The organism is Flavobacterium sp. K5-23, assembly GCF_023278045.1.
Classification (GTDB): domain Bacteria; phylum Bacteroidota; class Bacteroidia; order Flavobacteriales; family Flavobacteriaceae; genus Flavobacterium.
In genome coordinates this window covers 779,237-793,013 of record NZ_CP056783.1, presented here as the reverse complement: position 1 = coordinate 793,013, position 13,777 = coordinate 779,237, and the positions used below count along the sequence as shown (strand labels likewise).

The 13,777-nt window shown below is 35.6% G+C and carries 9 protein-coding genes; 6 read left to right on the top strand and 3 right to left on the bottom strand.

All coding sequences use genetic code 11. The features are described 5' to 3' along the window. Positions 1-34: 34 nt before the first annotated feature. Positions 35-364, bottom strand: coding sequence for an iron-sulfur cluster assembly accessory protein (locus FLAK523_RS03500; protein WP_248906597.1), 330 nt, complete (start codon positions 362-364; stop codon positions 35-37). 293 nt (positions 365-657) lie between these two features. Between FLAK523_RS03500 and FLAK523_RS03495 the strand changes: the two genes are divergently transcribed. The 4 genes from FLAK523_RS03495 (at position 658) to FLAK523_RS03480 (ending at position 6,022) form a co-directional block, all read left to right on the top strand. Further along, positions 658-1,518, top strand: coding sequence for an MBL fold metallo-hydrolase (locus FLAK523_RS03495; protein ID WP_248906595.1), 861 nt, complete (start codon positions 658-660; stop codon positions 1,516-1,518). Positions 1,519-1,597: 79 nt separating this feature from the next. After that, positions 1,598-3,223 carry a S8 family peptidase gene (locus FLAK523_RS03490; RefSeq protein ID WP_248906594.1) on the top strand — a complete coding sequence of 542 codons (1,626 nt, stop codon included), beginning with the start codon at positions 1,598-1,600 and terminating at the stop codon, positions 3,221-3,223. Between the two features lie 60 nt (positions 3,224-3,283). Continuing rightward, positions 3,284-5,158: a M1 family metallopeptidase gene (locus FLAK523_RS03485; protein WP_248906592.1), complete on the top strand. Its 1,875-nt coding sequence runs from the start codon at positions 3,284-3,286 to the stop codon at positions 5,156-5,158. 237 nt (positions 5,159-5,395) lie between these two features. After that, positions 5,396-6,022, top strand: coding sequence for a hypothetical protein (locus FLAK523_RS03480; RefSeq protein ID WP_248906590.1), 627 nt, complete (start codon positions 5,396-5,398; stop codon positions 6,020-6,022). 82 nt (positions 6,023-6,104) lie between these two features. Here FLAK523_RS03480 and FLAK523_RS03475 read toward each other — a convergent pair whose 3' ends face one another. Then, entirely contained in the window at positions 6,105-7,043 is a 939-nt protein-coding gene (locus FLAK523_RS03475; protein WP_248906588.1) for an L-threonine 3-dehydrogenase, read from the bottom strand. Between the two features lie 312 nt (positions 7,044-7,355). Here FLAK523_RS03475 and FLAK523_RS03470 point away from each other — a divergent pair, with 312 nt between their 5' ends. After that, entirely contained in the window at positions 7,356-7,958 is a 603-nt protein-coding gene (locus FLAK523_RS03470) for a hypothetical protein (protein WP_248906586.1), read from the top strand. Next, positions 7,951-11,409, top strand: coding sequence for a transcription-repair coupling factor (mfd, locus tag FLAK523_RS03465; RefSeq protein ID WP_248906584.1), 3,459 nt, complete (start codon positions 7,951-7,953; stop codon positions 11,407-11,409). The genes FLAK523_RS03470 and mfd overlap by 8 nt, the downstream gene beginning before the upstream one ends. Positions 11,410-11,468: 59 nt before the next feature. On the opposite strand, the gene FLAK523_RS03460 is transcribed toward mfd, so the two are convergent. Next, entirely contained in the window at positions 11,469-13,766 is a 2,298-nt protein-coding gene (locus FLAK523_RS03460; protein ID WP_248906582.1) for an aminotransferase class III-fold pyridoxal phosphate-dependent enzyme, read from the bottom strand. Positions 13,767-13,777 lie beyond the last annotated feature (11 nt).

Below are 13,777 nucleotides of genomic sequence, written 5' to 3'. Positions count from 1 at the left end.
TAGCTTATTAATAGTTTAAATCTTTTTTATTTGTTTAAAGAGAAAACGATTCTCCACATCCACAAGTTCTATTCGCGTTTGGATTGTTGAAAACAAATCCTTTTCCGTTTATTCCGCCTGAAAATTCTAATATTGTTCCAGCTAGATACAAGAAAGATTTTTTTTCTACAGCAATTGTGATATCGTTGTCAATGAAAATTTTATCGTCTTCGCTTTTGGTTTTGTCAAATTTCAAATCATAAGACAAACCAGAGCATCCACCACTTTTCACACCTACTCTAACGTAGTCTGTAGTAGCGTCAAAGCCATCGTCATTCATCAAATCGATGATTTTCTTTTTGGCAGTATCAGAAACTTTTATCATGGGTTTTATTGTTTATTATTATTGTAAACTTAGAATTTGCACTGAAACAGTGATTTGAGAATCAGTAGTTTCAGGATGCTTATTTCTTCGTTATATTGATTTTGTCTAAATTAACGACAAAGGTAGTGTATAAAAACCTTTTTCCATAATCGATAACATTTTTATAACTAATGGAGAAATAGAAAATGTCTATTGAATTCCTTTCTACACCAACTGATTTTAGTAAATTGCAACTGTTTTTTAATTTAAAGAGGAAGTAATCTTTAAATTTTCAATCTTTAAATTTATTTAAAATGAAACTCTATCCTATAGAAACTGGTAATTTTAAGCTCGATGGTGGCGGTATGTTTGGTGTGGTTCCAAAAACAATTTGGAACAGAACAAATCCTGCCGATGCGAATAACCTAATAGATATTGCAGCAAGATGTTTGCTAATTGAAGACGGAAACCAACTCATCCTGATTGATACCGGAATGGGGAACAAACAATCCGAGAAGTTTTATGGTCATTATTCCCTTTGGGGAACCCATTCTATGGATAAGTCTTTGGCTAAATATGGTTTTCATCGTGATGATATTACGGATGTTTTTATGACGCATTTGCATTTTGATCATTGTGGCGGAAGCATTCAGTGGAACAAAGACAAGACTGGATATGAACCCGCTTTCAAGAATGCTAAGTTCTGGTCTAATGACAATCATTGGGAATGGGCAACAAAACCAAATCCTAGAGAGAAAGCGTCTTTTTTGTCAGAGAATATTTTACCAATGCAAGAAAGCGGCCAACTGAATTTTATCAAAAGACCCGAAGGAGATTTCTTGGAAAAATCAGAGTTAGGTTTTGGGATTTTCTTTGCCGATGGTCATACCGAGAAGCAAATGATTCCTCACATTCAATATCAGGGTAAAACAATTGTATTTATGGCGGATTTATTGGCAACAGCCGGACACATTCCTATTCCTTATGTTATGGGCTATGATACAAGACCTTTATTGACAATGCCGGAGAAAACCAAATTCCTGAATGCCGCAGTCGATAACAATTACTATTTGTTCCTGGAACATGATGCTCATAACGAAATCATAACTGTGCAGCATACCGAAAAAGGGGTGAGGTTGAAGGACGTTTATAGCTGTGAGGAAATCTTAAGATAGTGTTAATCCCAGTGAAGTGTGTAACAAAAAAACAAAGATTAGACTAATATTGCATAATCAAACTCAATAAAATTATATAATGAATAGTATTAAACCCATTTTCCTTTCTGCTTTTTCCGTATTGGTATTAGCAGGATGTGGAGCCCAAAAACAAGTTTCAAGTTTCAGTTCTTTAGCAGTGATAAGCGCTCCTTTAAATGTTACTAAAAAATTAACTTTAAAAGAAAATGAATTAAAACGTTGGAGTCACTTAGATATCGTTAATGATACGATTCCAGGAATGAGTGTAGATAGAGCTTACTCTGAATTGTTAAAAAACAAAGTTGGAGTAAAAGTAATTGTTGGGATTGTAGATTCTGGTGTTGATATCGAACACGAAGATTTGAAATCAGTTGTTTGGACAAACACAAAAGAAATTCCAGGTAACGGAATTGATGATGATAATAACGGTTATATCGATGATATTCACGGTTGGAATTTTCTAGGAGATACCACCAAAGAAAATCTTGAATATGAAAGAATCATTAAAAATAAAAACCTGGTTGATGAGGAAACTTATCAAGAAGCTAAAGCAATCAATGACGAAAAAATAGCTGAAGCAAAAGTAGGGAAATCAAGATACGAGGAAATGCTGTCTGGTTTAAAATCTTCGGATGAAATTATCGCAAAAGAATTAAAAAAAGGAAGCTACACTCTAGAAGAAGTTAAAGCAATTAACTCGAAAGAAGAAACTGTTTTAAAGGCTAAAGAGATGATTCAAAAGATGTTTTCTTTTGGGATGCCAATTGAAGATTTAAAAGCGGGTTTGCAAGACGAAATAGAAAAAGCAACTGGCGTTCTTAGTGGTGATAATTTAAAGCAAGATTACAGAAAAGTAGTAGGTGATAATCCAGATGATTTAACGGATACTAAATACGGGAACAATAATGTTATAGGACCAGACAAAGATGGTGCTCTTCACGGAACTCACGTTGCTGGAATTGTTGCTCAAAGTAGAAACAACGCTATTGGAGGAGATGGTATAGCAGGAAATGTTGAGATTCTTACTGTTCGTGCTGTGCCTGACGGTGATGAATATGACAAGGATATTGCTTTAGGAATTCGTTATGCAGTTGATAATGGAGCGAAAGTAATCAACGGAAGTTTTGGAAAAAGCTTTTCTCCACATAAGCAATGGGTTTATGATGCAATTATATATGCTGAAAAGCATGATGTTCTAATTGTTCATGCTGCCGGAAATGATTCAAAAGATATCGATACGGAACATAATTACCCTAATGATTCAGCTGATAAAGTAACTGAATTTGCAGATAATTTAATCACAATTGGAGCTTTGAATTTTGAATACGGGAATAAAGTAGTGGCTCGATTCTCAAACATTGGAAAAGTAAATGTTGACGTTTTTGCACCGGGAGTAAAAATTTACGCAACTACTCCAAAAGACAGCTATAAATATTTACAAGGAACTTCTATGGCTTCGCCTAATGTAGCTGGAGTTGCTGCGGTGATTCGTTCTTATTATCCAAAATTATCAGCTTCTCAAGTAAAACATATTTTAATGGATTCAGGTGTTGCAATTACTGCTGATGTAGTTGTTGGGGGTAACCCAAAAGACGTTCGTTCTTTTACAACTTTGTCTAAATCTGGAAAAATAGTAAATGCTTACAATGCTTTATTAATGGCTGAAAAAATGTCTAAGAAATAAACCAAATAATTGTTAATCTAATGGAAGGACTCACGTCCTTCCATTTTTTATTTAAATACCATGAAAAGATTTTTTTTAATTTCAATTATCTCACTTAGTTTTGGGTCATTAAGTGCTCAAAGTTCAGGATATTGGCAACAACATGTCGATTATAAAATGGATGTGAAGATGGATGTGAAAACCTATCTGTATAAAGGGAAGCAAGAATTGGTTTACACCAATAATTCTTCTGATACTCTTAAAAAAGTGTATTACCATTTGTTTAATAATGCATTCCAACCAGGAAGCGAAATGGATGCAAGATTGTATACTATCAAAGATCCTGATGCAAGAATGGTCACTAAAACGAAAGTGGACGGAAAAGAAATTAAAGAAAGCCGTATTCAATATTTGAAGCCAAATGAAATTGGGTATTTAAATGTAACCAATTTTAAACAAGACGGTGTTGCTGCTGTTACAAAAACGGCAGGAACTATTCTTGAAGTTACTTTGGCACATCCTATTTTGCCTAATTCGAAAACTACTTTAACGCTGGATTTTGAAGGTCAAGTTCCGGTACAAATCCGTCGTTCTGGTAGAAACAATTCCGAAGGAGTGGAATTGTCAATGTCACAATGGTACCCTAAAATGGCCGAATTTGATTTTGAAGGTTGGCATGCTGATCCTTATATCGCTAGAGAATTTCACGGTGTATGGGGAGATTTTGATGTAAATATTACAATCGATAAAGACTATGTAATAGGAGGTTCTGGTTATTTGCAAAATCCTAACGAAATAGGAAAGGGATACCAAGACGAAGGAGTTACAGTTAATTATCCTAGGAGAACCAAAACTTTAACGTGGCATTTTGTGGCACCAATGGTACATGATTTCACTTGGGCTGCTGACAAAAATTATTCACACGATGTGGTAAACGGACCTAATGATGTAGCGATTCATTTCTTGTATAAAAACAATCCAGAAACTACTGAAAAATGGAAGAAATTACAACCTATGATGGTAAAAGTAATGGATTCTTACAACAAGAAAATAGGGGATTATCCATACAAGCAGTATTCATTCATACAAGGTGGTGATGGCGGTATGGAATATGCAATGTGTACTTTGATGTTAGGAAACGGTACTATTGAAGGTATTTATGGAACGGCAACACATGAATTAGGACACTCATGGTTTCAACATATTTTAGCTTCTAATGAATCCAAACATCCTTGGATGGACGAAGGTTTTACAACTTATGTAGAAGACTTAGTGATAAATGACTTGTCAGATAAAAAAGTTGAAAACCCGTTTAAGGGGAATTATAATTCTTATTATAAATTAATAGAATCCGGTAAGGAGCAAACACAGGCTACGCACGGTGATCGTTATGATGAAAACAGACCTTATAGCGTTTCTTCCTATGTAAAAGGAAGCATCTTTTTATCGCAATTGAACTATGTTATTGGGGAAGACAATTTATCTAAAACTATTAAAAGATACTACCAAGATTTTAAGTTCAAACACCCTACGCCAAACGATATCAAGAGAACAGCGGAACGTGTTTCAGGCGCTAACTTAGATTGGTATTTGACTGATTGGACTAAAACCACAAACACTATTGATTACGGAATTAAAAGTGTCGTTGAAAATGGTGACGCAACCACTGTAAGTTTAGAAAGAATTGGTAGAATGCCAATGCCTATTGACCTATTAGTGGAATATGTTGATGGAAGTAAAGAAAGTTTTTACGTTCCCTTGCGTATGATGAATTTCGAAAAAGAAAATCCAAATCCATCTGTGAAAAGAACCGTTTTAAATGACTGGACTTGGGCAGCATCTAATTATGAGTTTGTTATTGCTAAAGCAAAAAACACGATCAAGAAAATTACCATTGATCCAAGCGGTTTAATGGCCGATGTGAAGCAAGCAAATAATGTTTATGAAGTGAAGTAATAGTTCATATGGATAAACAACAAGAGGCTGTCTTAATATAAGGCAGCCTCTTGTTGTATACAGTGGTTTTAAAACAACATCAAAAAGTATTTTTTTTATAAGTAATAAGCTATAATTTTAATAAAAACTCCTAAATTGTAAAAATATTATAAACTAAAGAGATTGCTTGAAAAACGCAAACATGTCATCAACAAGGATTAAATCTGAGAATTTAAAAACATGAAAAAACCAGCTCTAATGTTACTCATATCCGCAGTGAACTTATTTGCGAGTAATTTATTTGCACAGCATTTAAGTGACACCATTTTTTTATTAAAAGAAAATAATGGCTTTGAACGACATGAAATATTTATTGAACCTAATAAGAATTCTGATAACTATAAAGATATTATTGATTTCAGTTCGTTTCCTGAAATTTCTAATAAGAACAAAAACAGATATAAAGAGATACCTTCAAAATGGATTCCTTTGTATTCCTATAAAATGGACTATTATGTATATTCTCCTTGTGATTTTAGCACAAACCAACAAGTAGGTATTTATGATAAAGCGATTTTTTTCAATGATTTTGAATTGTATAACTATCAAATAAATTCTAGTAAAGAGTCAAATAACAAATGCATCATTTATTATAAAGGTCTTGAAAACGAAAAGACGAAACTTGAAATTTTCATTCTTGACAAGAAAAAGGGAGTAACTGTTTTTAAATATACAAGAAAGAATAATGAGGTAGACTATAGACTTATGGTGGTCGCTGAAAACGCACGATTATTTCCATTAATTATTAATAAATGCATTAATGGTAAAACAAAGGAGTTCGAGTTTGAAAAAATTGATTTCGAGAATATAATTGATTCAAAATAAGCATAACTATTCCACTTAAAAAAAATAGGCTATCTCAAAATTATTTTTGGATAGCCTATTTTTTTGTTTTTAACCCTATTTATTATTTCAAATGCTCTAGCATATCAACCGTCATGGTTTCTAGATTAAATTCGTGATTCCAGCCCCAATCTTCTCTAGCTTGATGGTCATCAATACTCGCTGGCCAGCTATCGGCTATTTTTTGACGAAAGTCTGGTTCGTAGGAGATGGTGAACTCTGGAATGTGTTTTTTAATCTCGGCAGCAACTTCTGTTGGCGTAAAACTCATTGCCGCTAAGTTATAAGAAGAACGAATTTTGATTTGTTCCGCAGGCGCTTTCATAATATTTATGGTTGCGTTTATAGCATCGTCCATATACATCATTGGCATTTTAGTTTCCGATGATAAAAAGCATTCGTATTGCTTGTCGGCAAGTGCTTTGTAATAAATATCAACTGCATAATCAGTAGTTCCACCACCTGGAGGCGATGACCAGCTGATTAAACCAGGATAACGGATGCTTCTCACGTCAACCCCAAAGATATTGTGGTAATACTCACACCATCTTTCTCCGGATTGCTTGCTTATTCCGTAAACGGTTGAAGGTTCCATTATGGTGTATTGTGGTGTGTTTTCTTTTGGAGTGGTTGGCCCAAAAACAGCAATGCTGGAAGGCCAAAATATTTTCTTTATTTTTCCGGCTTTCGCCAAATTAAGAACGTGGAAAAGTGAATTCATATTCAAATCCCAAGCAAAAGCGGGATTTTTCTCTGCTGTTGCAGATAATAAGGCAGCCATTAGATAGACATCAGTAATTTGGTGTGTTTCCACTAGATTTTCAATCTGATTGAAATCTAAGGCATTCACCACTTCAAAAGGGCCTGAGTTTACTACATCAATGTTTAATTTTCGGATATCTGAAGCAATGACGTTATCCGTCCCGTACATCTTCCTTAATTTCTGGGTTAGTTCCGTCCCAATTTGCCCGCAAGCACCTATAATTAATATTTTCGGATTCATCTTGATAGTTTTTGTAGCACAAATATAACGTTTTCGTAAATAATTAATGACTGCTAAATTGACTTTGTAATTTCGATATAAAATATACTGAATTGGCTATTTAGAATTTATGTTTTTGGCATTTTATGTGTAAAAAACGCAATGTAAAGCATCAATCTGTAATTCGCCTTTTGTAATTCGTATTTGTAAATTTACTTTGTAACTTTGTGCTTTAATGCAAATGCAGTTGAAAAGGGATAATGGAACCTTATTTAAGACGGAACTTATTCCAAGGAAAGAGTAGATGACCATTAAAAATAATAAAAAACAAATATGAAATATAAAATAGCAAGCCTTCTTTTTCTAGTTTTTGTTCTGCATTCCTGCAAGGATGAAAACGGGAAACGACTAGCTGAAAATGAAAAAGACATCAAAAAGAAGGAAGTCATTTTTTCAAATATAAATAAGGGATGGGTATTTTATGATACTCCCATCAATACCGCTTCAGAAGCCACTGTGGCTAGTTGGAATGAATTTCGCCAATTCTTAGAGGAATTAGCTCAGAAACCGAAGAAAACCATTGGTGCCTTTCAAAATAAAGCAACGGCAATTACTAAAAAAGCTATTTTGCTTAATAACAATATCCCACCTGAATTTAACAAGCCCCAAATAAGAAGCCGCATCGCTACCTTGATTACCAAAGTAAGCTTGTTGGATTTATTCATCCACTTGGATAACATTCCTGATAAAAAGGTGGTTTTGTTAGTTGGAGAAATCAATGTTGAACTAGCCTCTTTACAGAGACAAATGGACAAAATTGTGGAAAAAAGCAAAATTCCGCTGGAAGAAGGCGAGTCTGAATTAATGAAAATGATGGATACCGCCAGAGCGATTCCAAATGTGAAAGTTGACCCAAATCTACCTCGAGTTGAGTAAATCTGTCTTATATACTATCTACGATAAATCGCCTAAAATCCAACAGATTGTTAAGGGATTACAAGAGAATAATTCGATAAAAATGCATCTTGATGGTTTGTTGGGATCTGCAGTTTCATTTGTTATTCAGGCCATTTTTAAAAAAGCCGAAGCCCCATTTTTAGTTGTTTTAAACAATAAAGAGGAAGCCGCTTACTACTTGAATGATTTGGAGCAAATGGTTGGTGACCAAGATGTTTTGTTTTACCCTGGTTCCTATCGTCGTCCGTACCAAATTGAAGAAACGGATAACGCGAATGTTTTGCTTCGAGCCGAAGTGCTCAACAGAATCAATTCCCGTAAAAAACCGGCAATTATCGTCAGTTATCCTGAGGCCCTTTTTGAGAAAGTGGTGACTCGGAAGGAGCTCGACAAAAACACGCTAAAAGTATCTGTAGGAGACAAGATTTCTATTGATTTTATCAATGAAGTTTTATTCGAATATGAATTTAAAAGAGTCGATTTCATTACAGAACCGGGTGAATTTTCTGTTCGTGGAGGAATCGTCGATGTTTTTTCTTTTTCGAATGATAATCCGTACCGTATCGAGTTTTTTGGTGATGAAGTGGAGAGCATTCGAAGCTTTGATGTAGCGACTCAATTGTCATTGGAAATCCAAAAAAAGATTACCATTATTCCCAATGTGGAAAACAAAATATTTCAGGAAAACAGAGAGAGTTTCTTGGATTACATTTCGGAGAAAACCGTAATTTTCATTCAAAATACCGAAGATTTATTAGCACAATTAGACACCCATTTTGCCAAAGCCGAAGAAGCTTTCGAAAAATTGTCTAAGGATATTAAACACGCCACACCAGATCAATTGTTCCTGAATCAAGCTGCTTTTGTTAAAAGAGCGTTGGATTTCTCGATTGTGGAACTGAGTGCTAAGCCTGTTTATAAAATTGCAAAGAAATTTGAATTTCACATTCAGCCGCAGCCGTCCTTCAATAAACAGTTTGATTTGTTGCTGAATAATCTGAACGACAACCATTTTAACGGTTACAAGAATTATTTGTTTTGTTCGAATGAAAATCAGGCGAAACGCTTTCACGATATTTTTGAAACCGTCTTAGATGAAAATTTCATTCAGAAAAGTAAAGCTGATGAGACGGTTCTTGACCACCAATCAAAAACAATAAAAACGAGGGAAAAAACCTTAGATGAAGCCAACTCGGAGAACATTCGAAAACAATACAACACCATCGTTTTGCCTTTGTACCAAGGTTTTATTGATGAGGAAAACCAAATTGCCTGCTATACGGATCACCAGATTTTTGAACGCTATCATAAATTCAACATCAAAAGTGGTTATTCGAAAAAGCAAAACATCACTTTAAAAGAATTGACTACTTTGTCCGTTGGGGATTATGTAACGCATATCGACCACGGAATAGGGCGTTTTGGTGGATTGCAAAAAATACAAGTTGAGGGTAAAACGCAGGAAACTATTAAGCTGGTTTATGCAGATAATGATATTGTATATGTGAGTATTCATTCGCTTCACAAAATCTCAAAATATACCGGTAAAGACGGAACTCCGCCCAAGATTTACAAATTAGGTTCGAATGCTTGGAAAGTTTTAAAACAAAAAACCAAAGCACGTGTTAAACATATTGCCTTCAATTTGATTCAGCTTTACGCCAAAAGAAGATTGGACAAAGGTTTTCAGTTTGCGCCCGATAGCTATTTGCAAAACGAACTGGAAAGTTCGTTTATATATGAAGATACGCCGGATCAAACGAAATCGACAGCCGAAGTAAAAGCGGATATGGAAAGCGATAGACCAATGGATCGCTTGGTATGTGGTGATGTAGGTTTTGGAAAAACAGAAGTAGCGATTCGTGCCGCTTTTAAAGCCGTTGATAATAGTAAACAAGTGGCGATATTGGTCCCAACAACTATTTTGGCCTACCAGCATTACCGCACTTTTACGGAAAGGTTGAAAGATATGCCGGTTTCTATTGGTTATTTAAACCGCTTTAGAACAGCCAAGCAAAAAGCAGAAACCTTAAAAGCATTGGCCGAAGGGAAACTCGATATCGTCATAGGAACCCATCAATTGGTCAATAAAAATGTAGTCTTTAAAGATTTGGGATTACTGATTGTGGATGAGGAACAAAAGTTTGGTGTAAACGTAAAAGACAAATTAAAGACAATAGCTGCCAATGTCGACACATTGACGTTGACTGCAACACCTATCCCAAGAACCTTGCAGTTTTCGTTAATGGCGGCCCGGGATTTATCCGTAATTACGACACCTCCGCCAAATCGTTATCCTATCGAAACGAATGTAGTTGGTTTTAGCGAAGAGCTGATTCGAGATGCGATTTCGTATGAAATTCAGCGTAACGGTCAGGTTTTCTTTATTAATAACCGAATTGAGAATATTAAGGAAGTGGCCGGAATGATTCAGCGATTAGTGCCTAATGCAAAAGTAGGAATTGGTCACGGACAGATGGAGGGAAGAAAACTCGAAGAACTTATGCTGGCTTTTATGAATGGAGAGTTTGATGTATTAGTCGCGACTACCATAATCGAAAGCGGGTTAGATGTTCCAAATGCAAATACCATTTTCATCAATAACGCCAATAATTTCGGACTGTCAGATTTGCATCAAATGCGGGGTCGTGTGGGACGTAGCAATAAGAAAGCATTTTGTTATTTTATTTGTCCTCCCTATTCAGCAATGACAGATGATGCCAGAAAAAGAATTCAAGCTTTGGAACAGTTCAGTGAACTGGGAAGTGGATTTAATATTGCGATGAAAGATTTGGAGATTCGTGGAGCTGGAGATTTATTAGGAGGAGAACAATCTGGTTTTATCAACGAAATAGGTTTTGACACTTATCAAAAGATAATGAACGAGGCGATCGAAGAATTGAAAGAAAACGAATTCAAAGAATTGTACCCTACGGAGAATAATATTGAGACTAAGGAATACGTAAAAGACCTGCAAATCGACACCGACTTTGAGTTGCTGTTTTCAGACGAATACATCAATAATATTAGCGAACGTTTGAATTTGTATAACGAATTGGGCGCTATTAAAAACGAAGAAGATTTACAGCTTTTCCAGAAAAAATTAATTGACCGTTTTGGGCCTATGCCACCACGTGCGATTGCTTTAATGAACAGCATCCGAATTAAGTGGATTGCCAGCAGCATAGGAATTGAGAAACTGGTAATGAAACAAGGAAAGATGATTGGTTATTTTGTATCAGATCAACAGTCCGATTATTACCAATCAAACCGTTTCTTGGCCGTTATGCAGTTTGTTCAAACCCAAAGTGCCATTTGCAAAATAAAAGAAAAACAAACTCCAAACGGATTGCGATTACTTTTGACTTTTGACAATGTAAAATCTACCAGAAGAGCCTTGGAATTGATGGAAATGTTGGGAGGTAAATAAATAAAAAAGCTTCCAATCAATTACAATTGGAAGCTTTTTATTATTTCAGGTAATTTTTTCTACAACTCACTAAGAGCGATATCTAAAAACTGTACCATTTCATCGGCATTTTGTTTGTTGAAAGGCATCGGCGGTTTTATTTTTAAAACGTTGTGTAAAGGTCCATCAGTGCTCAATAAATATCCTTTCTCTTTCATTTTTTCTACTACGATGTCAATTTCAGAGACTGCTGGTTCCATTGTGTGTCGGTCTTTCACCATCTCCGCACCAATAAATAATCCACGTCCTCGAACGTCGCTAATAATCGGATATTTTTCCATTAAATTCCGCAATCCATCCATTAGGTGATTCCCCACTTCAAGTGCGTGTTGTTGCATTTCCTCCTCCTGAATCACATCCAGGACCGCTAAACCGGCAGTCATAGAAACAGGATTTCCGCCAAAGGTGTTGAAATATTCCATTCCGTTATTGAAAGCATCAGCAATTTCATTAGTGACAATAACAGCGGCTAACGGATGACCATTTCCTATTGGTTTCCCTAAAACCACAATATCTGGCACTACATTTTGCAATTCGAATCCCCAGAAATAATCGCCTATTCTTCCAAAACCAACTTGAACTTCATCAGCAATACACACACCGCCTGCGGCTCGCACATATTCATAAGTCGTTTTTAAATAATTTTCCGGAAGCGGAATTTGTCCACCAACACCCAATAGGGTTTCGCAGATAAAAACAGCTGGTGCTTTTCCTTCTTTTTTTAAATCTTCGATGATTCGTTGCACATCGGCGGCATATTTTTCGCCTGCATTTGCGTCACCATATTTATAAGGACCTCTGTATAAATCGGGATTAATGGCTTTATGAATCCAAGGCATTTTACCAAAACCGCCCTTGCCATCAAATTTATACGGACTCATTTCCATAGCAACTGTTGAGGTTCCGTGATACGCATGATCCAGTACGATAAGATCTTTTTGTTTGGTGTAATGACGGCTCATTCTTATCGCCAGATCATTAGCCTCACTACCCGAATTCACAAAATAGCACACACTTAAAGCGGGTGGTAATGTTGCAGTAAGTTTTTCGGCATATTCTATTATCGTGTCGTTTAAATATCGAGTGTTCGTGTTTAAAGTGGCAATTTGTTTTTGCATTCTTCGAACCACAACAGGATGGCAATGCCCTACATGTGAAGGATTGTTTACACAATCAACAAAGGTTCTTCCTTTATCATCGTAAATATATTGCAAGGCTCCTTTAACAATTTTCAATTTGTCTTTGTAGCCAATGCTCAAATTTCGACCTACCTTTTTTTGACGAATTTCCAATAAATCGGCATAATCATCATCATTGATTACACCTTCAAAACCACAGGCTCTTCGAAACGCATCTTGTGCCTTGATTGGGTTGATTTTTATAAGTTCGAACAATAAAGCCCAGGCTGGTTTATCAGTGATAAAATGATGCTCATTGTTGCTGTCTAACGAAGCATTATAAGCAGATTGTGTTACGCTGATACAAAGTCTTCCCGCTATCAAATAATACAATAAATCCAATTCCTGTTTGGTAAGCGCATAGGATTTATGGTATCCCTCTACAATCAAAGCAGCAACGGCTAATGGGTCCTCTTCGCCAAGCATCGCATAGGCACAAGTTATCGCCAAGTTGTTGATAAGTGCAGTGTAAACCATGTCACCAAAATCAATTAAACCGCTCACTCGGTTATCTTGAACTAATAGGTTGTAATCATTGGCATCGTTATGAATGTAAGCGTGTCGTAAATGATGTATTTGCGGCAGTACTTCTGTGTCAAACTGTAGCAGGAAATAGCCTGCAATGCGTCTTTTTTCGTGATCTGGAATGTGTTTTAGACTGTCATTGGCTTCACTGGCTCTACTGATGTCCCATGTATAATTGCGATGCATTGCCGGATGGGAAAAATCCTGAAGAACATGATCCATATTCCCCATAAAGCAGCCTAAATTGTAAAATAATTCAGTTGATTTAGCTTCTTTTTCAACCCAAAAAACTCCTTCCAAGAAGTTTAGAATTCGTAGATAATAGGTTTTTGAATCCACCACTATTTTGGTTAATTCTTGGCCTTGTTTATTGATTGAAAAGTGTTGAAAACGATCTGAAATTGCACTGTTTGTTAGATGCTGAATGATTTTAACCTGTGCCTCTAAAAAAGGAAACGGATGACTCTCATTGGATATTTTTAGAATGTATTTTTCTTTTTTTTCATTCGATAAAAGAAAATTTAATTCATCATACCCACTTAATGATTTCACGGTTACTGTTAATCCGTAATGTTCTTTTACTAAGTGTTGAATTGTTGCTTCTGAAAAAGTCATCGTTACTTTTT